A 21,917-nucleotide genomic window follows, 5' to 3' on the forward strand; every position below is an offset into this window, starting at 1 on the left:
AATCTTGACGAGGAGTCCTCATGGTCATCCGTTCCAAAACCGCGCGTGGCGCGACCGCCAACGCCGGGGTCTTGCGAGGGCTGGCCGTGACAGTCGCCGCCGCGGCGGCGTTGCAGGGAATCGGGGCGACCGCCGCATGGGCCGAGGACGCTGACACCGACTCCAACACCGTCGAGCGGGTCGAGGTGACTGGCCTGAAGGCGCGCCGCGCGGCCGCCGGCACCAAGACCGAGACCGCCCTGATCGAGACGCCCCAGAGCATCACCGTCATCGACGGCGACGAGCTTTCGCGCCGCAACGTGCAGTCCATCAACCAGGCCCTGGGCTTCGTCGCCGGCGTCTCGCCCAACCAGCGCGGCGGCATGGTCACCCGCTATGACCAGCTGGTCGTGCGCGGCTTCGCGCCGGGCGTGTTCCTGGACGGCATGCGCCTGATCGCCGGGCCCTATTCGACGCCGCAGATCGACTTCAACCGCATCGACCACATCGACATCGTCAAGGGCCCGGCCTCGGTGCTCTACGGCAACTCCACGCCCGGCGGCCTCGTGAACCTGGCCAGCAAGCTGCCGGAGGAGGGCAGCTTCGGACGCATCGAGGGCCAGCTGGGCAACTTCGACACCCGCCGCGCGGCGGTGGATGTGAACGCCCCGCTCGACAGCCAGGGCAAGTGGCTGGGCCGCGTGCTGGCCGGCTGGCAGAAGGGCGACGGCATGACCGACGGCGCCTTCAGCGAGCGCTATCACGTCAGCCCGATGGTGACCTTCGAGCCGACGGCCGACACCAGCCTGACCCTGGTGGGCGCCTACCAGCGCTCGCCCAGCGGCGGCGGCTATTCGGGCGTTCCGGCCTATGGCTCGGTGCTGCCCAATCCGTTCGGCAAGCTGCCGCGCGAGATCAACACAGGCGATCCGGGCTACGAGCGCTACGACCACAAGGCCGGGTCGGCAGCGGCCTTCTTCCGCCACGACTTCAACGAGCACCTGACCTTCCGCTCGAACGCCCGCTTCCAGAACAACAAGCTGTCCTATCGCCAGCTCTATGTGGGCGGCTTCGCCACCACGGGCGTGGGCGCGGCCCGCAACAGCGACTATTCGACGATCATCCGGGGCGGCGGCGGCGCCGACGAGGACTTCGACACCCTGACCCTCGACAACCAGGTCAGCGCCCGCTTCGAGACCGGCGCGGTCAAGCACCAGGTGCTGGCCGGCTTCGACTACCAGAAGATCACCGGCGAGAACGTCCAGCAGTTCAACACCGGCCAGAGCAGCAATCCGCTGACCAGCATTCCCAACCTGTCGCTGTTCGCGCCGACCTATGGCGGCACGCTGCCCAGCATGGACCTGACCGTCCTGTCGTCGGCCTATGTGAACACCTACAGCCGCCGCGAGCAGAAGGGCCTCTACGCACAGGACCAGATGACCATCGGCCGTCTGCAACTGATCGCCAGCGGCCGCTACGACTGGTACGAGCAGGTCACCGACAACAAGAAGAACAACACCTCCAACACGCTGGAGCAGAAGGCCTTCACCATGCGCCTGGGCGGGCTCTACGACCTGGGCGCGGGCCTGGCTTCCTATGTCAGCTATTCGGAATCCTTCGAGCCCCAGGCCGGCACGACCTGGCAGGGCGAGGCCTTCGTGCCCGTCACCGGCCGCCAGCTCGAGGGCGGCCTGAAGTACCAGCCCAAGGGCACGTCGGCGCTGTTCACCCTGTCGGCCTACCAGCTGGAGCGCCGCAAGGTTCCGGTCGCCGATCCGCAGGCCGGCACGAACGGCATCCCGGCCAATTCGCAGATCCAGATCGGCGAGGTCCGCGTGCGCGGCGTCGAGCTGGAAGGCCGGGGCGAGGTCTCGCGCGGCCTCAACGTGGTGGCGGCGCTCAGCTACACCGACGCGATCATCACCCAGGGCGCGCCGGCCATCGCGGCCACCGCCACCAACAGCGGCACGCCGACCACCACGGGCACGCGCCAGCTGGGCGTGCCGGAGTGGGGCGCATCGACCTTCATCTCCTACGACCTGGGCCGCGCCGGCCGGGCGACGGGTCCGGCGGCGGGCCTGCGCCTGGGCGGCGGCCTGCGCTATGTTGGCGGTTCGGACGGCACGACGAGCTATGCGGTGATCAACAACGTCACCACCTTCCAGCGCTTCCACACCGACGGCTTCATCCTGGTCGACGCCCTAGTCGGCTATGACCTGGGCGTGGCCAAGACCGAGTTGAAGGGCTGGGAAGCGGCCCTGAACGCCGCCAACCTGTTCGACAAGCGCCACATCTCGGCCTGTCCGTTCAACAACAGCTGCTACTTCGGTTCCGCCCGCACGGTGACGGCGACCCTGCGCTACAGCTGGTGAAGCGGCGCGAGGGCCGGCGTTGGCTGGCCCTCGCCGACCGTCGGAGGCGCGATTCCCGCGCGCATCCCTTGAGCGTTATTCACCTGAAGGCGCGAATAGGTTGCGCGTCGATTGGCGGGATGCCTGGTCACGGCAAAAAATGGGCTGAGGCCGCGATAGGCGGGCGCCGGCCTTTTCGCCGTCATGTGACCCTTACGGAAAGCGGTTTCCAAGCGACCAAGGCGTACGTCGTCATCGCACCGTCGTCTTTCGTGTTGCTGGCTGACATCCAAATGTAGCGCCCCTGTCACGGCGTCGCCCTAAGCGCCCCTCGCGTTTGCCAGAGGGGTCCACATGTCCAAGCCGTTCGCCGCCAGCCGCCTGATCGCCGGCCTGCTCGCCACCAGCGCCCTGTCGGCGCCGCTGCTCGCCCACGCCGCCGAGGACGAGGCGCCCGACGCCGTCGAGGAGGTCATCGTCACCGGCCAGCGCGAGGCCCAGCGCGCCGCCATCGCCGTCAAGCGCGACGCCTTCGTGGTGTCCGACGTCGTCTCGGCCGACGACATCGGCAAGCTGCCCGACCACAACACCGCCGCCGCCCTGCGCCGCATTCCCGGCATTTCGGTGATGGAAGACCAGGGCGAGCCGCGCTTCCCGGTCATCCGCGGCCTGCGCTCGACCTACAACCGCACCACCATCGACGGCGCCCTGGTCGCCTCGGTCGACGAGAGCGGCCGCACCGTGCCGATGGACATCGTGCCCTCGGTGATGGCCGGCCGGCTGGAAGTCATCAAGACCGTGACGCCCGAGAACGACGGCAACGCCATCGGCGGCGTCATCAACGTCACCACCCGCAGCGCCTTCGACGCGGGCCGGCCGTTCTTCAACGGCATGGCCTCGTACGGCAGTTACGAACGCCACGGCGACGTGCGCAACGACAAGCCGTCCTACCGCCTGGCCTTCGCCGCCGGCCGCACCTTCGGTTCGGAAGACCAGTGGGGCGTGGTCATCGGCGCCTCGCACGAGCAGCTCGACTACGACATCCCGCAGGTCGAGGCCGCCGATCCCAGCGTGCGCGAATACACCGCCGCAGGCGCGCCGGTGCTGTCGGGCGCGGCCACCGGCAACGGCATCCAGGTGCCGACCCAGCTTCGCCTGTTCTGGTACAACAACACCAAGCAGCGCAGCGGTTTGAACGGCAAGATCGAGTACCGCCCGAACGACGACTTCCGCTGGGAGGCCTCGGCCCTGTTCTCGCGCATGGAGGACGACGAGGAGCGCATCGAGTACCGCATCGAGCCGCTCGGCAACGTCGCGGGCCAGACCGCCACCAGCGGCAGCTTCGCCCGCGGCCGCGGCATCATCCAGCTGAACCAGCCGATCACCAAGCGCGAGATCGGCATGGCCCGCACGGGCTTTGCCTGGAGCTTCGCGCCGCAGTGGAAGCTCGACGGCGACCTCGTCTACTCGCAGGCCGGCCTGGAGGTGCCCAACCACTCGGTCGAGTTCCGCACCGTCGACGCCCAGGGCGCCAACTACGGCTTCACCTACGACACCACCAACCCGCTGTTCCCCATCTTCACCTCGACCAACGAGGCGGCGATGCGCAACCCGGCCAACTACGTGCTGCAGCAGCACCGCGACGCCCTGACCAAGACCGACGAGAAGACCAGCCAGGCCCGCTTCAACCTGGCCTTCGACGACGACGGCGCCTGGAAGGCCAAGGTCGGCGGCGTGCTGCGCTCGACCAAGCGCGACTTCACCAGCAGCCAGGTCAACTACCGCGCCGGGACGGGCTTCACCTACACCCTGGCCGAGGTCGACACCGCCGGTCCTGACCAGCTGATCGCCGGCCGCTATCGCCTGAACCCGCGCATCGGCGCGGCCGAGGCGATGGCCTTCTTCAAGGCCAACCGCGACCGTTTCACCACCACCGTCACCGCGCCGACGGGCAACTACGGCGTCGACGAGGACATCTACGCCGGCTACGCCCAGGCCAGCTACCAGTTCGGCGACGTCACCCTGCTGGGCGGCCTGCGCTACGAGCACACCAAGGTCTCGTCCAGCGCCATCCGCAACACCGGCGGCGTGCTGACCCCGACCAGCAACGACGGCGCCTACGACAACTGGCTGCCCAGCCTGCACGTGCAGTGGAAGCCGGCCGACAACTGGATCGTCCGCGCCGCCTGGACCAACACCATCGGCCGCCCGGACTACGGCTCGCTGGCCGCCACCGAGACCCTGAACTTCGACGGCAGCCAGCCGACCCTGTCGCGCGGCAATCCCGGCCTGAAGGCGCGCGAGAGCAAGGGGCTGGACCTGTCGGTCGAGTTCTATCCGACCGACGGCATGGTCTCGCTGGCGGTGTTCAGCAAGGACATCAAGAACGAGATCTTCACGCTGAGCTCGACCGAGACCCTCGATGTGGGCCGTGGTCCCGAGACCGTGCTGGTCTCGACCCCGCGCAACGCCGAGACGGCCAAGATCAACGGCGTCGAGTTCGCCGTGCAGCAGGCCTTCACCTTCCTGCCCGCGCCGTTCGACGGCTTCGGCTTCAACGGCAACGTCACCTGGCTGGACACCGAGTTCACCTTCCTGACCTCGGCCGGCCGGCGCGTCACCGGCCTGTTCCAGCAGCCCGAGATCACCACCAACGAGTCGATCTACTACCAGCGCGGCCCGTTCGAGGCCCGGATCTCGCACAACTACATCGGCGGCCAGCTGGAGACGATCAACGACGCCAACCCCAATTCCGACCAGTACTGGAAGGGCCGCCACGTGTTCGACGCCAGCCTGTCCTGGCGCTTCGCCGACCACTACACTGTCTTCGTCGAGGGCCAGAACCTCTCCAACACCGGCCGCCAGGAAGTCACCGGCCCGGGTCGCGGCTACCTGCAGGAGTGGGCCAATTACGGCCGCACCTACTGGGTCGGCGCGGCGGTCAGCTTCTAGGATAGGGGGCAGGGAGACCGATCATGATCCTGGAACTCATCGCGGCCCTGGCCATGCAGGCGGAGGCCCCCGCGGCTTCCGCGGCGCCGACCCGGAAGGCCGAAACCGTCCGCCGCTACGACGCCGGCGCCAGCCAGGGCGCCGCCGCTGGACCCAGCGACATCTACTCGGTCAGCAACTGGCGCATCGTCCGCTTCGACAAGAAGACCGGCGAGAGGCGCGCCGAGTGGACCGGCGACAAGGCCCGCTTCCCGCACATCAATTCGTGCGCGGTGATCGCCAGGGAGCTGGTCTGCGCCAGCTCCAACTTCCCCGCCACGCCCCAGGTCAGCACGGTCGAGGTCTTCGATCCGATGACCCTGGCCCACAAGCGCAGCATCTCGCTGGGCCTGGGCACGGGTTCGATCACCTGGGTCGACCGCCATGACGGCGCCTGGTGGGCGATGTTCGCCAACTACGACGCCAAGGGCGGCGAGCCTCCGCGCGACCACCGCCACACCACGCTGGTCAAGTTCGACGACGAGTGGCGGCGCACGGAAGCCTGGGCGCTGCCGGTCAGCGTGCTGGAGAAGATCAAGCCGATGAGCATCTCCGGCGGCGGCTGGGGCCCGGACGGCCGCCTCTATCTCAGCGGCCACGACCTGCCTGAGCTCTACGTCATGCAGCTGCCGATGGGGGGCGGGGTGCTCGACCACCTCGACACCATCGGCATGGAGGCCGAGGGCCAGGCCATCGACTGGGACGAAAGCGACAAGGGGATGCTCTACGGCATCACCCGCCGCAGCCGCGAGGTCCTTGCCATGCGGGTTCCGCTTTCGAAGTAGTTCCTGAGATCAATTCGCATCTATGAACACCTAAGGGACCCCGACGCCTTGCGAGTCGGGGTCCCGGCGTTTCATCATCGGGTTCAATCGCTTCCCAGCGCAGGACCCAGACAGTGACCGACCAGGATTCCAAGCAGCGTTCAGGCATCCAGTCGGTCGGCATCGGCCTGCGGGTGCTGGACGTGCTGGCGACGCTGGACGGCCCGGCCGCCCTGGGCGTCATCGCCCAGGCCTCGGACCTGTCGGCCTCGCAGGCCCACCGCTACCTGGCCAGCCTGGTCGCCTCGGGCATGGCAAGGCAGGACGCGGCGACCGGCCGTTACGATCTGGGTCCCGGCGCGCTGCGCCTGGGCCTGGGCGCCCTGGCGCGGGTCGACGCCTTCCGCGAGGCAGACGAGGCCATCACCGCCTTCTCGCGAGAGACCGGCCGCACGGTGCAGATCGCGGCACTGGGGCCGAGCGGCCCGATCGTCGTGCGCTGGGCCATGGGCTCGCCGCCGGTGGCGACCTCGCTGATGGTCGGCTCGTCCTTGCCGTTGCTGCGCTCGGCGACGGGCCATGTGTTCCTGGCCTTCCGCCCCGAGAGCCACACCCGCCACATGGTCGAACGCGAGACGCAGGCCGAGCGCGGCCTCGCGCCCGTCGACGTCGAGGCCTTGCGTCAAAGGGTGCGCAAGACCGGCTATTCGGCCATCAGCGGCTCGCTGATCCCGGGCCTGCGGGCCACGGCCCTGCCGATCTTCGACCTGCAAGGCGAGGCCGTCGTCACCGCCACGGTCCTGGCCACCGACGCCTTCGTGCCCGACCGCGACGACGAGGTCCGCCAGGCCCTGGCCGCGGTCTGCGATCAGGTCACGACCACCATCGGCGGCCGCCGCCCGGCGGTTTGAGCGGGCTGGAATTCAGCACACCATCCGTCGTCATCCCGGAAAGCGCGCAGCGCTTATCCGGGACCCAGGGGACTGGGCTCGGCGCTTAAACTCACACCCGGCGCATTGCTGGCCGCCCCTGGGTCCCGGCTCTACGGTCCGCTGCGCGGACCTTCGGCCGGGATGACGAGCTAGAGGGGGTTTCAGGCCGCCGCCTTGCGCAGGTCGGTCCCAGGATCTCCCGCCAGATCAGCCTTCAGCGGCTTGCCGATCAGCCGGCGGGCCGAGGCGAAGTCGCGGGGCTGGTCGAGGCACGCCGCGCCCACCAGCACCCCGTCGCGCAGGTAGAGCCTCACAGCCTCGCCGCGCGCCACCACCGTGTCGCCGGCGGCCGGATCGCCCAGGATCTGAAGGTTATGGCCGCACTGGGCGGTCCAGAACCATGGCGCGGGTTCAGCTTCCGCCGGCTGGCCCAGGATCGCCAGCGCCGCGGCGCGGGCCGAGCTCTGGGCGTGGGCCCAGGTCTCCATCCGCTGCGGGGCGGCTGCGTCGCCGAACCGGCGCAGGGCCAGGTCGCCGATGGCGTAGACGTTTGCGTCGCCGATCGAGCGATAGGCCTCGTCAACCAGCACGCCCGCGCCCACCGGCAGGCCGGCGGCCTCGGCCAGCCCCGTGCGCGGCGTGATGCCGATGCCGACGACCACCAGGTCGGCTTCCAGGGTCTCGCCGTCGTCGAGTCGCAGGGTCAGCGTCTCGTCGCCCGGCTCGATGGCGGCCACCGAGCGGCCGAGGCGAATCTCGAGCCCGACCCGCTCATGGGCGGCGGCCAGCCAGTCGGCGGCGTCCCCCGGCACGTTGCGGCCCAGCAGGCGCTGGCCGGCCTCGATGACGACGGCGGTCAAGCCAAGTTCCTGAAGCGTCGAGGCGGTCTCCAGCCCGATCACCCCGCCGCCGATCACCACGGCGCGACCGCCGGGCTTGGCCGCCGCCGCGATGGCCTTGGCGTCGCCCGTCGTGCGCAGCGGGAAGATCTTCGGGTGAGCGGGGAAGGGCAGCTGGCGAGGCGCGCCGCCGGTGGCCAGGATCAGCTCGTCATAGGGCAGGGCGCTTCCATCCGAGAGCGTCACGGTGCGGTTCTCGCGGTCGATCGAGGCGGCCGCGACTCCTAGCCGCAGGTCGACGCCCAGCTCGCTCCAGCGGGATTCCTCGGCGAGATAGACGGGCGCGGCGTCCTTGCCCGACAGGTACTCCTTGGACAGGCTGGGTCGTTCGTACGGGTGCTCGGCTTCCTCGCCGACCAGCGTGATCGATCCCGAAAAACCCAATTCTCTCAAGGTGATGGCGGCGGCTCCGCCGGCATGTCCGGCGCCGACTACGACGATGCGTTGTTCCATGGCGTGTGCTTCCTCTCGCGTTGCATAATATGCAATGCATTTGACATGGATCAAAACCCACGACAGGGTGAGGGTCAATGGCGACGTGAGATCGCCGCTTCGACCACCGTCTGGGAGCTGCCCATGACCATCCCCGTTCGTCCCCCGGAAGGCCGCCTGTGGCCCGCCGATGCGGACGCCGCCGTCCCGTACTGGGTCTATTCCGACCCCGAGATCTACGCCGAGGAACTGCGCAAGATCTGGTACGGCCCGCACTGGCTGTACGTCGGCCTGGAGTGCGAAATCCCCAATGTCGGCGACTGGAAGACCGCCACCCTCGGCGAGCGTCCGATCGTCATGGTGCGCAGCGCCGAGAACGAGATCTCGGTCGTCGAGAACCGCTGCGCCCACAAGGGCGTGAAGTTCTGCCAGGCGCGCTTTGGCCACTCGCAAGAGCTGATCTGCCCGTATCACCAGTGGTCGTACGCGCTGAACGGCGACCTGCAGGGCGTGCCGTTCCGCCGGGGCGTCAAGCGCCAGGGCGGCATGCCGGCCGACTTCGACCTTACGCAGAACGGCCTGACCAAGCTGCGCGTCGAGGAAGTCCACGGCGTCGTCTGGGCCACCTTCTCCGAAGAGACCCCGGCCTTCCGCGAGTACCTCGGCGAGAAGTTCTGGAAGCACTACACGCGCGTCTACGACGGCCGGAAGCTGGAAGTGCTGGGCTATAACCGCCAGCACATTCCCGCCAACTGGAAGCAGATGCAGGAGAACATCAAGGACCCGTATCATGCGGGCCTGCTGCACGTGTTCTTCGCCACCTTCGGCCTGTTCCGCGCCGACCAGAAGTCGGCGGTCGATATCGACGACGAGGGCCGCCACGGCATCCTGATCTCGCGCAAGGGCGAACAGGAAAAGACCGAGGCCATGGCCGACATCCGCAACTTCCAGGGCGACCTGGTGCTCGAGGATCCCCGCGTCATGGACGTGGTGCAGGAGTTCCCCGGTGAAGAGACCGTGGGGATGATCACCATCTTCCCCAGCGTGATCCTGCAGCAGCAGGTCAACTCGCTGACCACGCGCCAGATCGTGCCCAAGGGCCCGGACGGGTTCGACTTCCACTGGACCCACTGGTGCTATGCCGACGACACCCCGGAGATGCGCCTGCGCCGCACGCGCCAGGCCAACCTCTTCGGTCCGGCCGGCTTCGTCTCGGCCGACGACGGCGAGGTGCTGGAGATGACCCAGCAGGGCGCCACGCCGTCGCCCGACGCGCACATGATCCTGCAGATGGGCGGGCGGGCCATCGAGAGCACCGACCACCAGGTCACCGAAACGGCCGTGCGCGGCATGTACCGCTACTGGCGAAAGGTGATGGGCCTGTGAGCACGACCCTGACCGACCGTCCGGCCGCGATCACGCGCGATGCGATCCGCGACCTCTATGACGACTACTACGCAACCCTGGACGAGGTGCGGCTGCACGACTGGCCCGAGTTCTTCACCCAGGACTGCCTCTATCGGGTGATCCCGCGCGAAAACTTCGAGGCCGGCTACACCCTCAGCACCATGCAGGCCGAAAGCCGCGGCATGCTGAAGGACCGGGTGACGGGCCTGACCCGCACCCAGATGTACGCGCCGCGCTATTATCGCCGCTTCCCGACGGCCCCGCGCATTGTCGGCGAAGAGAACGGCGGGGTGCGCACGCGCCACAACCTGCTGCTCGTCCAGACCCTGATCGACAAGCCTTCGGAGATCGTCCTCTCGGCGGTCTGCCACGACCTGATCGTGGCCGACGAAGGCCGCCTGCGTTTCGCCGAGCGCGTGGTGGTGTTCGACTCCGAAATGCTCCCCAACAGCTTGGTGTACCCCGTATGACCAACGTCATCGACAATGCGGCGCTGACCTGGGCGCCCGCCGTTCCGCCCTCCGACCTCGAAGAGTTTGGCGTCGCCGCCGCCACCGTGGGCGGCCTGAAGGTGGCCCTCTACACCGTCGACGGCGAGTACTACGCCACCGCCGACCTCTGCACCCACGGCGCGGCCAGCCTCGCCGACGGCTTCCTCGACGGCGAGCTGATCGAATGCCCGCTCCACCAGGGCACCTTCAACGTGAAGACCGGCGCGGCCGTCGGCGCGCCGTGCTCGGTAGCCGTGCGCACCTTCCCGGTGAAGCTGGAAGGCGGCTTGCTGCACGTCGGCCTGCCGGGAGGCGCCTGATGGAGACGGTGCTTCGCAACGACCAGCGCAGCCAGCTCGAGGCGCTTTACGAGCAGATGGAGCCCGAAGGCCTCTATCCGCTCTGGGAAAAACTGAGCGCCCTGGTGCTGCCCCAGCCGGACTCGCCGGCCAAGGTCCACAAGTGGTCCTATGACAGCGCCCGGGACTACCTGATGCGGGCCGGCGACCTGATCAGCGCCAAGCAGGCCGAAAGGCGTGTGCTGATCCTGGAGAACCCGGGGCTCGGCGGATTGTCGAGCATCACGCCGAGCCTCTACGCCGGCCTGCAGCTGATCCTGCCGGGCGAGATCGCGCCCGCCCACCGCCACGCCCAGTGCGCGCTGCGTTTCGTGCTGGAAGGCGAGGAGGCCTACACCTCGGTGGACGGCGAGAAGGCGGTGATGCGGCCCTTCGACCTGGTGCTCACCCCGGGCGGCCAGTGGCACGATCACGGCAACCCCACGGCCAAGCCGATGATCTGGCTCGACGGGCTGGACATCCCCACCGTCCGCCATTTCGACGCCAGCTTCGCCGAGGGCTACAGCGAGGATCAGTTCCCCGAGCAGGCTCCCGCCGGCGACAGCCTTAACCGCTACGGCCGCAACATGCGTCCGCTTAAGGGGCACACGGCCGACCGCCGCCCGGCCCACCAGCCGCTGTTCCACTATCCCTACGCCGAATGGCGGCCGGCGCTCGACGCCATGGCCAAGGGGGCGGAGATCGATCCGCACCTGGGCCACGCGCTGGAGTTCCTTAATCCCGTCAACGGCGGGCCGATCATGTCGACGATCTCGGCGCATGTGCGGCTGATGCCGGCCGGGTTCGAGACCCGCGACCGCCGCTCCACCGACGGCACGATCTTCGTGGTCGTGGAAGGGGAGGGTGAAGCCGTCGTCGAGGGCGAGACCATCGCCCTTTCGCCCCGAGAAATCCTCGTCGTCCCGTCGTGGAAGACGGTCCGTTTCAAGGCCCAAAGCCAGCTCGTCCTGTTCGGCTACTCCGACAAGGCCTGCCAGGAAAAGCTGAACCTCTACAAGGAAGAAAACCTGTGAGCCTGACCTTCGAACCCCAGGCGCCGGTCCTGGCCGCCACCTCCACCGGCGAGCAGTTCCCGGTCCGCCGCATCTTCTGCGTCGGCCGCAACTACGCCGCCCATGCCCGCGAGATGGGCCGCGATCCCGACCGCGAGCCGCCGTTCTTCTTCACCGCCTGGGCCGAGACGGTCGTGCCGGACGGCGCGACGATCGCCTATCCGCAGAAGACCAAGGACTTCCACTACGAAGCCGAACTGGTCGTCGCCATCGGCAAGACCGGCCGCGACATCGCCGTCGAGGACGCCCTGGACCACGTCTGGGGTTACGCCACGGGCCTGGACATGACCCGCCGCGACCTGCAGCTGGAAGCCCGCGCCCAAGGCCGTCCCTGGGACACCGGGAAGAACGTCGAGCAGTCCTCGCCGCTGGGCCTGATCCAGAAGGCCGGCGAAGGCTTTGACCCGACCAAGGGCGAGATCAAGCTGACCGTCAATGGCGAGACCAAGCAGCAGGCCGACCTGGCCGACCTGATCTGGCCGGTGGCCGACATCGTCGCCTACCTCTCGGGCCTCTACCGCATCGAGCCGGGCGACCTGATCTACACGGGCACGCCCGCCGGCGTCGGCGCCGTGGTCGAGGGCGACGCCATGGTCGTCACCATCGAGGGCCTGGCCCCGCTGAACATCCAGGTTGGACCGCCCGCGGCCTGATCGCGACACACCAAGACTAGGGACGAGGGGAGCGGCCAACAGAGCCGCCCCCTCTTAGAGGAAACGACAATGGCTACTCTTGAAGCGACGGCGGGCAACGCCGTCGTCGACCGGGCGAAGTTCGGCTCGCTGCAATTCGGCGTCACCGCGCTCTGCGCCATCATCGCCATGCTCGACGGGTTCGACACCCAGGCAATTGCGTATGTCGCGCCGCGCATCGCCGAGGACTGGGGCCTGACCCCGGCCGCCTTCGGCCCGATCTTCGCCGTGGGCCTGCTGGGCCTGACCGTCGGCGCCTTCCTGCTCAGCCCCGCCGCCGACAAGTTCGGCCGCAAGACCATCATCCTGATCTCGACCGTGATCTTCGGCCTGTTCGCCCTGCTGACGGCGACCTCGGGCACGATGAACGAGCTGCTGATGTACCGCTTTCTCACGGGCATCGGCCTGGGCGCGGCCATGCCCAACATCATCGCCCTGACCAGCGAGTACGCCCCCGAGCGCCTGCGCGCCACGCTGGTGACGGTGATGTTCTGCGGCTTCCCGCTGGGCTCGACCCTGGGCGGGGTGCTGTCGACCGGCCTGATCGACCAGTTCGGCTGGCACTCGGTGTTCGTGGTCGGCGGCGTGCTGCCGCTGCTGCTGGTGCCGGTGCTGATGGTCATGCTGCCGGAGTCGGTGCGCTTCCTGGTCGCCAAGGGCGCGCCGGAGAGCAAGATCGCGCCGATCGTCCGCCGCATCGATGCGCAGGCCTCGACCGCCGAGTTCGTCTCGCACCTGCGCAGCGAGCAGGCCGAGGCCCCCAAGGGCTTCTCGGTCGCCCAGCTGTTCACGCAAGGGCGCGCGCCGGTCACGGGCCTGCTGTGGGTGGCGTTCTTCATGAATCTGCTGGTCATGTACTTCCTGGTGAACTGGCTGCCGACCCTGCTGAAGGGCGCAGGCCTGCCGCTGTCGATGGCCATCCTGTCGACCGCCACCCTGAACCTCGGCGGCGTGGTCGGCGCCATCGCCCTGGGCCGGCTGATCGACCGCTTCAGCCCCTATGTCGTGCTGGGCGCGGCCTATGCGGCTTCGGCCGCCTTCATCGCCGTGATCGCGCTTGGCGGCACGCACCTGACCACCCTGCTGGTCGGGGCGGCGCTGTCGGGCTTCGGCGTCGTCGGCGCCCAGATCGGCTGCAACGCCCTGGCCGCGTCGGTCTATCCCACGGCCATCCGCGCCACCGGCGTGGGCTGGGCCCTGGGCGTCGGCCGCGTCGGCGCCATCGTCGGCCCGCTCGTGGGCGGCGCGCTCCTCGCCAACAAGTGGGCCCCCGGTTCGATCATCCTGACCGCCGTGGTTCCCGCCCTCATCGCCTCGCTCGCCGTCTTCATCCTCGGCGGCGTGCGCAAGAAGTCCGGAGTCTGACACCACCATGATCCTGCACGGCTATTTTCGTTCGACCGCGTCGTGGCGCGTGCGGATCGCCCTGGGCCTCAAGGGCCTGCCCGCCGACCAGGTGTTCCACCACCTGCGTCGGGGTGAGCAGCGGACGCCGGACTACCTCGCGATCAACCCGCAGGGCCTGCTGCCGGCCCTGGCTCTCGACGACGGCCGGGTGCTGACCCAGTCCCTGGCCATCGTCGAGTATCTCGACGAGATCCACCCGCAGCCGCCGCTGCTGCCCTCCGACCCGTTCGCCAAAGCCCAGGTTCGCGCCGTCGCCCAGGCCATCGCCTGCGACATCCACCCGGTGCAGAACCTGAAAGTGTTGGCCCGCCTGCGCGACCTGGGCCTCGACGAGCCCGCCGTCCAGGGTTGGGCCGCCGGGGTGATCGAGGAAGGGCTCGACGCGGTCGACAAGCTGCTGGCCCGCCAATCAGGCCGCTTCGCCTTCGGTGACGCGCCGAGCCTGGCCGACCTGGTGCTCGTGCCGCAACTGGGCAACGCCCGCCGCTTCGGCGTCGAGCTGCGCTGGAACCGCCTGACCGACATCGAGGCCGCCTGCCTGGAGCTTGACGCCTTCAAGTCCGCCGCGCCGTCGGCCCAGCCCGACGCCGAATAAACCCATCCTCTAAAGCCAAGAAACAAAGAGCGCGGAGCCAACCGCGCCCTCTGGAGGAAACCCATGCTGCTGACCACTGTGGCCGCGGCCGCCTTGCTTGCGCCCGTAGCCGACGCCCCGATCGCCACCCAGGCTCAAGACCGGGTCGTCCCGATCCCCGCCCAGAACGCCCCGTCGCCCGGCAACGTGCCGCCGCCGGCCGCGACCAAGGCGCCGGCCTTCAAGCTGATCAATCACGACGAGGACTGGAGCTATCTGGCCGACCCGGCCAAGCGCGCCACGCCCTGGTCGAAGCTGAAATACATCCCTGTCGGCGAGACCAGCTATCTCAGCCTCGGCGGCGAGTTCCGCCTGCGCCTCGAAGACCGCGGCAACGAGCGCTTCGGCCGCGGCGCCCAGGACGAGGACGGCAACGCCCAGACCCGTACCCGCCTGTGGGCCGACCTGCACGTGGGATCGCGCCTGCGCGCCTTCGTCGACGTGCAGGACGCCCGCAGCATCGATCTCGACAGCGGCGAGCCGCCGATCGAGGTCAGCCGCTGGGACCTGCACCAGGCCTTCCTGGAAACCAACGCCGAGGTCGGCGACGCCAAGGTCCGCCTGCGCGTCGGCCGCCAGGAGCTGGGCCTGGGCGCCTATCGCCTGTTCGACATGCGCGAGGGCGCCAACAGCCGCACCTCGTTCGACATGGCCCGCGTGCTGGCCGACCGGAAGACCGGCTGGAGCGGCGGCGCCTTCTACGGCTACGCCCTGCGCGAGGCCAAGACCTCGTGGGACGACGCCACCAACTTCGACTACCGCCTGGCCGGCGTGACGGCTTCGCGCACGCTGGGGCAGGGACCGACGGCGCCCAAGCTGGAACTGCTCTACGTCAACAGCGACAAGCGCGGCGCGGTCTATGACAGCGTCACCGGCGGCCGCGATCGCCGCGGCTCCTATTCGGCGCGCCTGGCCGGCCGCTACGGCCAATGGGACTACGACCTGGAAGGCGTCTACCAGGACGGCGCGTACCGCGATCTCGACGTCTCGGCCTGGTACGTCTCGGCCATGGGCGGCTACACCTTCAAGGCGCCGTGGTCGCCGCGCCTGGGCCTGCGCCTGGAGGCGGCTTCCGGCGACAAGGATCGCAATGACGGCAAGCTGAACTCGTACGCCCAGATGTTCCCGCAGCCGATCTCGCTGCGCACGGACTTCGGCATCACCAACATGGTGGCGATCCAGCCGCAGCTGACCTTCAAGCCTGCGCCCAAGCTGACCGCCGGCCTGCAGGTGGCGGGGCTGTGGCGCCAGAGCGACGAGGACGGCCTCTACGGCCTGGGCGGCCAGGTGCTGCGCGGCGGGCTGGAGGGCACGGCCCACTATGTCGGCTGGCGCCAGGCGGCCTTCGCCAGCTACGCCGTCTCGCCGTTCGTGACGGTGACCGGCATCCTCAACCACACGACCTCGGGCACGTTCCTCAAGCAGACCGGCATGGCCGACGACCAGACCTATGCGGGTTTGATTGTGGGTCTGCGGTTCTGAAGACAACTCCTCCCCCGTGCAACGGGGGAGGGGGACCGCGAAGCGGTGGAGGGGGCGTGACGGGGCCCTGAGCTCCGTCACTCGCCCCCTTCGTCACGCTGCGTATCCGCAGCGCGCCACCTCCCCCGCTTCGCGAGGGAGGAGCTGGCCCAAACAAAAAGGCCCCGGTTTCCCGGGGCCTTTTCATTTCCGAAGCCGGAAAAGCGCTTAGCCGCGCTTTTCGACGTCGATGTAGTCGCGCTGGGTCGAGCCCGTGTAGAGCTGACGCGGGCGACCGATCTTGCGGGTCGGATCCTCGAACATTTCCTTCCACTGGCTGATCCAGCCGACGGTGCGGGCCAGGGCGAACAGCACGGTGAACATGTTGGTCGGGAAGCCCATCGCGCGCAGGGTGATGCCCGAGTAGAAGTCGATGTTCGGGTACAGCTTGCGCTCGATGAAGAACGGATCGCTGAGCGCGATCTTTTCCAGCTCCATGGCCACTTCCAGCAGCGGGTCGTTGATGCCCAGCTGGCCGAGGACCTCGTGGCAGGTCTTCTGCATGACCTTCGCGCGCGGGTCGAAGTTCTTGTAAACGCGGTGGCCGAAGCCCATCAGCTTGTGCTTGCGCGCCTTCACGCCCTCGATGAACTCGGGGATCTTGTCGACCGTGCCGATCTGCTCGAGCATCTCCAGGGCTTCCTGGTTGGCGCCGCCGTGCGACGGGCCCCACAGGCAGGCGATGCCGGCGGCGATGCAGGCGAACGGGTGAGCGCCCGACGAACCGGCCAGACGGACGGTCGAGGTCGAGGCGTTCTGCTCATGGTCGGCGTGCAGGATGAAGATGCGGTCCATGGCGCGGGTCAGGACCGGGTTCGGCTTCCAGTCCTCGGCCGGGACCGAGAAGCACATGCGCAGGAAGTTTTCCGAGTACGACAGGTCGTTGCGCGGCGACACGAACGGCTGGCCGATCGTGTACTTGTAGGCGCGGGCGGCGATCGTCGGCATCTTGGCGATCAGGCGATGAGCGCTGATCTCACGCTCGCGGGCGTCGTCGACGTTCATGCTGTCGGCGTAGAAGGCCGACAGGGCGCCCACGGCGCCGGTCATGACGGCCATCGGGTGGGCGTCGCGACGGAAGCCTTCGAAGAACCGGTCGAACTGCGCGTGCAGCATCGTGTGGTAGGTGATGTTGTTCTCGAACTTGGCCAGTTCGGCGGCCGTCGGCAGTTCGCCGTTCAGCAGCAGGTGGCAGACTTCGAGGAACGACGACTTCTCGGCGAGCTGGTCGATCGGATAACCGCGGTGCAGCAAAACGCCGGCGTCACCGTCGATATAGGTGATCTTGCTCTCGCACGAGGCGGTCGAGGTGAAGCCCGGGTCGAAGGTGAAATGGTCGCTTTCGCCGTAGACCTTTCGGATGTCCAGAACGTCCGGACCCGTGCTGCCCTTGAGGATCGGCAGCTCGTAGCTCTTGTCGCCGATCGTCAGCGTGGCTTTGTCGGTCATGCGAGAGACCCTTTCAATAGTGGTACGATCAGTCCAGTTTTGCATTTCGCGGGTGCGTTATAGCGCCTCATGCGCGCGACGCCAGCGCATCGTCAAGCCGGCCGAGAGACTCGTCTCGTCCCAGGGCCGCCATGATCTTGTTCAGGTCAGGCGCCTGGGCCCCGCCGGTGAGGATCCCACGCAGCGGCGGACCGAACTTTCCAAAGCCTACGGCCTCGGATTCAGCAAACGATTTCAACAGCGCCTCGAGTTCCGCGACGCCCCACACCGGGGCGGCCGCGAGATGTTCACGAAGTCGTGCGAGGCGCGCGACCGTTTCCTCGGAAAGCTGCTTGGCGGTTTTTTCCTCGAGCGTCAGCGGGCGCACCTTCAGCGCGAAGGCCACGTGCTCGCCCAACTCCAGGATGGTCTTGGCGCCTTCCTTGACCTGCGGAACGGTCGAGGCGATGCGCGCCTCGGCGTCAGCCGGCAGGTCGGTTCCGGCGGCCTTGAGGGCCTTCAGGGTCAACGCGGTCAGGCGCGTGTCGTCGGCCTGGCGCAGGTGCTGGCTGTTGATGAAGTTCAGCTTGGCCCAGTCCAGGCGGGCAGGGGCCTTGACCACGTCCTTGACGTCGAACCAGCTGATCGCCTGCTCGTCGTTGAACACCTCGTCGTCGCCGTGGCCCCAGCCCAGGCGCGCGAGATAGTTGCGCAGGCCCTCGGGGATGTAGCCCATGTCGGCGAACTCGCCGACGGCCTGCGCCCCGTGGCGCTTGCTCAGCTTGGCGCCGTCCGGCCCGTGAATCAGCGGGATGTGGGCGAAGGCCGGCACGTCCCATTCCATCGCCTGGTAGATCAGGCTCTGGCGGGCGGCGTTGTTCAGGTGGTCGTCGCCGCGGATGACGTGGGTCACGCCCATGTCGTGGTCGTCGACCACCACGGCGAGGTTGTAGGTCGGCGCGCCGTCGTTGCGCAGCAGGACGAGGTCGTCCAACTCGATGTTGCGGAAGGTCACCGGGCCCTTGACCATGTCGTCGACCAGGGTCTCGCCTTCCAGCGGCCCCTTGAAGCGAATGACGTGCGGCGCGGACGGATCGGCCGGCGGCGGGGCGTCGCGCCACGGCGAGCGGATGGCGCGGCCTTCGGCGCGGGCCTTCTCGCGGGCGGCTTCCAGCTCTTCTACGGTCATCCAGCAGCGATAGGCGCGGCCCTTGGCCAGCAACTCCTGCACCACCTCACGGTGACGGTCGGCGCGGCTGTACTGGAAGATCGGTTCTTCGTCCGACTTCAGGCCCAGCCAGTCCAGGCCCTCGAAGATCGCGGCCACGGCGGCCTCGGTCGAACGCTCGCGGTCGGTGTCCTCGACGCGAATAAGGAACTTCCCTCCCGTATGGCGTGCATATAACCAGTTGAACAGCGCCGTACGGGCGCCGCCGATATGCAGGAAGCCGGTCGGCGACGGGGCGAAGCGGGTGACGACGCCGCTGGGGGCGGGGGAGGAACTGGACATAGGTTTCGAAGCTGACGGTCTGGAGGCCGCGGGGGCGGCGGGAGGCCCGACGGCGCGCGACGCACGCGCCGGCCGTTGGGCGGCGCGTCTTAGCACGGCCGTTCGAAGGTGTCCTAGTCCCGCAACCTTTGTCACACAACTGATCGACGAGGCGCGCGCCAACGCCGCCCGCTGGATGCTGTGGAGCCCGGTGGCCTTCGCGCTGGGCGCGGCGGCCTATCTGGGGCTGAGGATCGAGCCCAGCTGGTCGCTGCTGGCCCTCGTTACCCTGGCGCTGGGCGTCCTGGCGATCTGGAGCCGGGGCTGGACACGCTGGAGCGGCCTCGCCGTTCCCTTGACCCTTCTGGCCTTCACCGCCGCCGGCGCCTTGGCCGGCAAGGTGCGTTGCGACCGGGTGGCGGCGCCGGTGATGCCCGTCGAGCGAGGCGTGCGGGTGGTCGACGGATTCGTCGTCGACGTGGTCTCGCCGGGCGCGGCGGGGCCGCGCCTGCTGATCGCGCCCGTGTCGATCTCGCGCCTGGCGCCGGCCGCCACCCCCACTCGCATCCGCGTCAGCCTGCCGGAAGGCGTGGAAGCCCCGCCGCCCGGATCGGCCTTGAGCCTGCGCGCCATGCTGTCGGCTCCGCCGCCGCCGGCCGCGCCCGGTTCCCACGACTTCGCCCGCGACGCCTGGTTCAACGGCATCGGGGGCGTCGGCTTCACGGTGGGCGAGATCGAGGAAACGGCTCTGGATCCGCCGCCCTGGCGGCTGCGCCTGGCGATGGCGATCAACGCCATGCGCTGGAGCCTGGCCTCGCGCATCGTCGAGCGCCTGGGGCCCGAGAGCGGCGGCATCGCCGCGGCCATGGTCACCGGCCACGAGGCCTGGGTCACGCCTGAGCAGACCGAGGCCATGCGCGCCTCGGGCCTGGCGCACATCCTCTCCATTTCCGGCCTGCACATGGCCATTGTCGGCGGCTTCGTGTTCGCGGCCGTGCGGCTGCTGGTGGCGGCCTGGCCCTGGGCCGCCCTGCGCTTTCCGGGCAAAAAGATCGCGGCCCTGGCCGGGCTCGCGGCCGTCGGGGCCTATCTGGTCGTCTCCGGCGCACCGCCGCCGGCCCTGCGCGCGGCGATCACGGCGGGCGTGGCGTTCCTGGCCATCCTCGCCGACCGCCAGGCCGTCAGCCTGCACGGCCTGGCCCTGGCGGCCCTGATCATCCTCGTCGCCCAGCCCGAGCAGGCCGGCGCGGCCGGCTTCCAGATGTCGTTCGCCGCCACCGCCGCCCTGGTCGCGCTCGCGGAAGCCTGGCCGCGCCAGGCGCGCGAGATCTCGGTGCCCTGGCCGATCCGCTTCACGCAGGGCGCCCTGGCCTGGCTGGCGATCAGTGTCGGCGCCAGCTTCGTGGCGGGCCTGGCCACCGGTCCCTTCGCCATGCAGCACTTCAACCGCGTGGCCATCTGGGGCCTGCCGGCCAACCTGGTGGTCTCGCCGCTGTCGTCCTTCGTGATCATGCCGTTCCTGGCGGTCGGCGCGGCGCTGGAGCCTCTGGGCCTGGGCGGGCCTTTCCTGGCCGTGGCCGGCTGGGGCATCGAGGCCATGACCGCCGTCGCCCGCTGGTTCGCCGGCGCCCACGGCGCCCAGCAGACCGTGGCCAGCGCGCCGGGCTTCACCCTGGTGCTGTCGTTCCTCGGGATCATGCTGCTTTGCCTCTGGAAAGGCCGCCTGCGCTGGCTGGGCGCGCCGCTGTTCCTGGCCGTGGCCCTGTGGCCGCGTCCGGCGGCGCCGGATCTCTGGATCGCCGCCGACGGAACCACGGCCGTTGCGCGCCGGGGCGGGCAGGCCGTGCTGCTGCGCCCCGACGCTCGCCGCTTCGGGGCCGAGCTCTGGGCCCGCCGACGCGGCCTGGCGCCCGTCGACGGCGGCGGCTTCACCTGCGACCGCACCTCGTGCCGGCCGGGGCAGGGCGCGCCGGTGGCCGCCAGCCTGTCCTGGACCCGCCGCACGCCTGACTTTGAGGCCCTGCAGCGGCTCTGCACCGGCGCCGAGGTGGTGGTCCTGCGCGGCCCCAGGCCCGCCGTCCTGCCGGCCGTCTGCCGCGACGCCGTCGTGCTGGCGGGGCAGGATTTCGCCGCCGGCGGCGCGGCTGAACTCTGGCGCCGGCGCGACGGCTGGTGGATCGTCTGGACCACGCCCGGTCGCGGCCGGCGGCCCTGGACGCAGGCTGCTGACACGATTGCGCAAGAACCGGGCGGATGATGCCGCGCCGCCGCGGCTATCACCCGGCGACGACTCGTTTGGAGAGCCAGGACCGATGACGAACGCCACCTTCGCCGCCCGCCGCGCCGCCTTCCGCGCCCTGCACCAGGACGGCTTCTTCGTGCTGCCCAATCCGTGGGACGCCGGCGGCGCCGTTCGCCTGCAAAAGCTCGGCTTCAAGGCCCTGGCCTCGACCAGCGCCGGCATGGCCTGGTCCTGGGGGCGCGCTGACGGCGAGGTCAGCGCCGACGAGGTCATCGAGCACCTGGCCCTGCTGGCCGCCGCCACCGACCTGCCGGTCAACGCCGACTTCGAAGCAGGGTTCGCGGAAAGCGCCGAGAGCGTCGCCGCCAATGTCGCCCGCGCGGTCGAGACCGGGATCGCCGGCCTTTCGATCGAGGATCGCGTCGGCGCGGACCTCCATCCCATCGCTGCCGCCGTCGAGCGCCTGGCCGCCGCACGAGCGGCCATCGACGCCTCGGGCCAAGACGTCATGCTGGTGGGCCGCACCGAGGGCTTCCTGATCGGCCGCGACGACCTCGCGCCGACCATCGAGCGGCTCGTGGCCTATTCGGAGGCCGGCGCCGACTGCCTCTATGCGCCCGGCGTGACCCGCTACGACGACATCGCCGCCATCGTCGCGGCCGTGGCCCCCAAGCCGGTCAACGTGCTGCTGTGGGGACCGGACATGAAGGTCGCCGACCTGTCGGGCCTGGGCGTGCGCCGCGCCAGCACCGGAGTGGCCCTGGCCGCGGCGGCCTGGAGCGGCTTCGAGACGGCGGCCAAGGCGCTGGTGCTCTAGGCGAGACCGGCATTCAGGATCTGAGACGAA

General features: G+C 69.2%; 16 protein-coding genes and 1 pseudogene. 14 read left to right on the top strand and 3 right to left on the bottom strand.

Going from position 1 to position 21,917, the window contains the following annotated elements; translation table 11 throughout:
- Positions 1-20: 20 nt before the first annotated feature.
- The 4 genes and pseudogenes from SGCZBJ_RS09960 (at position 21) to SGCZBJ_RS09975 (ending at position 6,996) form a co-directional block, all read left to right on the top strand.
- Positions 21-2,351 carry a TonB-dependent siderophore receptor gene (locus tag SGCZBJ_RS09960; RefSeq protein ID WP_101717842.1) on the top strand — a complete coding sequence of 777 codons (2,331 nt, stop codon included), beginning with the start codon at positions 21-23 and terminating at the stop codon, positions 2,349-2,351.
- 360 nt (positions 2,352-2,711) lie between these two features.
- Positions 2,712-5,282: pseudogene (locus SGCZBJ_RS09965) on the top strand (TonB-dependent receptor); the annotation flags it as partial.
- Positions 5,283-5,335: 53 nt separating this feature from the next.
- The gene (locus SGCZBJ_RS09970) at positions 5,336-6,106 is read left to right on the top strand and encodes a hypothetical protein (RefSeq protein ID WP_338065450.1); all 771 of its coding nucleotides are present in this window, start codon (positions 5,336-5,338) and stop codon (positions 6,104-6,106) included.
- A 113-nt stretch (positions 6,107-6,219) separates the two neighbouring features.
- On the top strand, positions 6,220-6,996 hold the full coding sequence (locus tag SGCZBJ_RS09975; protein WP_101717845.1) for an IclR family transcriptional regulator: 777 nt from the start codon (positions 6,220-6,222) through the stop codon (positions 6,994-6,996).
- 182 nt (positions 6,997-7,178) lie between these two features.
- Here the strand turns inward: SGCZBJ_RS09975 and SGCZBJ_RS09980 are convergent, their stop codons facing one another.
- Complete coding sequence (locus SGCZBJ_RS09980) at positions 7,179-8,369, bottom strand: NAD(P)/FAD-dependent oxidoreductase (RefSeq protein WP_101717846.1); 1,191 nt, start codon at positions 8,367-8,369, stop codon at positions 7,179-7,181.
- Between the two features lie 123 nt (positions 8,370-8,492).
- Between SGCZBJ_RS09980 and SGCZBJ_RS09985 the strand changes: the two genes are divergently transcribed.
- The 8 genes from SGCZBJ_RS09985 to SGCZBJ_RS10020 all read left to right on the top strand — a co-directional run bounded on the left by SGCZBJ_RS09985 (position 8,493) and on the right by SGCZBJ_RS10020 (position 15,872).
- Positions 8,493-9,734 (top strand): aromatic ring-hydroxylating dioxygenase subunit alpha, encoded by a 1,242-nt coding sequence (locus SGCZBJ_RS09985; protein WP_101717847.1) that lies wholly within the window; start codon positions 8,493-8,495, stop codon positions 9,732-9,734.
- Positions 9,731-10,225: an aromatic-ring-hydroxylating dioxygenase subunit beta gene (locus tag SGCZBJ_RS09990; protein WP_101717848.1), complete on the top strand. Its 495-nt coding sequence runs from the start codon at positions 9,731-9,733 to the stop codon at positions 10,223-10,225. The genes SGCZBJ_RS09985 and SGCZBJ_RS09990 overlap by 4 nt, the downstream gene beginning before the upstream one ends.
- Entirely contained in the window at positions 10,222-10,566 is a 345-nt protein-coding gene (locus SGCZBJ_RS09995) for a non-heme iron oxygenase ferredoxin subunit (RefSeq protein WP_101717849.1), read from the top strand. The genes SGCZBJ_RS09990 and SGCZBJ_RS09995 overlap by 4 nt, the downstream gene beginning before the upstream one ends.
- The gene (gene gtdA, locus SGCZBJ_RS10000) at positions 10,566-11,618 is read left to right on the top strand and encodes a gentisate 1,2-dioxygenase (RefSeq protein WP_101717850.1); all 1,053 of its coding nucleotides are present in this window, start codon (positions 10,566-10,568) and stop codon (positions 11,616-11,618) included. Before SGCZBJ_RS09995 ends, gtdA begins: the two co-directional genes overlap by 1 nt.
- Positions 11,615-12,310 (top strand): fumarylacetoacetate hydrolase family protein, encoded by a 696-nt coding sequence (locus tag SGCZBJ_RS10005; protein WP_101717851.1) that lies wholly within the window; start codon positions 11,615-11,617, stop codon positions 12,308-12,310. Before gtdA ends, SGCZBJ_RS10005 begins: the two co-directional genes overlap by 4 nt.
- A 69-nt stretch (positions 12,311-12,379) precedes the next feature.
- Positions 12,380-13,714 carry an MFS transporter gene (locus SGCZBJ_RS10010; protein WP_101717852.1) on the top strand — a complete coding sequence of 445 codons (1,335 nt, stop codon included), beginning with the start codon at positions 12,380-12,382 and terminating at the stop codon, positions 13,712-13,714.
- Positions 13,715-13,721: 7 nt separating this feature from the next.
- Positions 13,722-14,351 (top strand): maleylacetoacetate isomerase, encoded by a 630-nt coding sequence (maiA, locus tag SGCZBJ_RS10015; RefSeq protein ID WP_101717853.1) that lies wholly within the window; start codon positions 13,722-13,724, stop codon positions 14,349-14,351.
- Between the two features lie 63 nt (positions 14,352-14,414).
- A complete protein-coding gene (locus SGCZBJ_RS10020) occupies positions 14,415-15,872 on the top strand; it encodes an alginate export family protein (protein WP_101717854.1) in 1,458 nt (485 codons plus the stop codon).
- A gap of 207 nt (positions 15,873-16,079) precedes the next feature.
- On the opposite strand, the gene gltA is transcribed toward SGCZBJ_RS10020, so the two are convergent.
- Positions 16,080-17,360, bottom strand: a complete 1,281-nt coding sequence (gene gltA, locus SGCZBJ_RS10025; RefSeq protein ID WP_101717855.1) for a citrate synthase — start codon at positions 17,358-17,360, stop codon at positions 16,080-16,082.
- 67 nt (positions 17,361-17,427) lie between these two features.
- A complete protein-coding gene (gene gltX, locus SGCZBJ_RS10030; protein ID WP_101717856.1) occupies positions 17,428-18,849 on the bottom strand; it encodes a glutamate--tRNA ligase in 1,422 nt (473 codons plus the stop codon).
- Between the two features lie 175 nt (positions 18,850-19,024).
- Here gltX and SGCZBJ_RS10035 point away from each other — a divergent pair, with 175 nt between their 5' ends.
- Together SGCZBJ_RS10035 and SGCZBJ_RS10040 are read left to right on the top strand one after the other, a co-directional pair.
- The gene (locus tag SGCZBJ_RS10035; RefSeq protein WP_101717857.1) at positions 19,025-21,085 is read left to right on the top strand and encodes a ComEC/Rec2 family competence protein; all 2,061 of its coding nucleotides are present in this window, start codon (positions 19,025-19,027) and stop codon (positions 21,083-21,085) included.
- A 55-nt stretch (positions 21,086-21,140) separates the two neighbouring features.
- Positions 21,141-21,887, top strand: a complete 747-nt coding sequence (locus SGCZBJ_RS10040) for an isocitrate lyase/PEP mutase family protein (protein WP_101717858.1) — start codon at positions 21,141-21,143, stop codon at positions 21,885-21,887.
- The last annotated feature ends 30 nt before the right edge of the window (positions 21,888-21,917 follow it).

The organism is Caulobacter zeae (genome assembly GCF_002858925.1).
GTDB lineage: Bacteria > Pseudomonadota > Alphaproteobacteria > Caulobacterales > Caulobacteraceae > Caulobacter > Caulobacter zeae.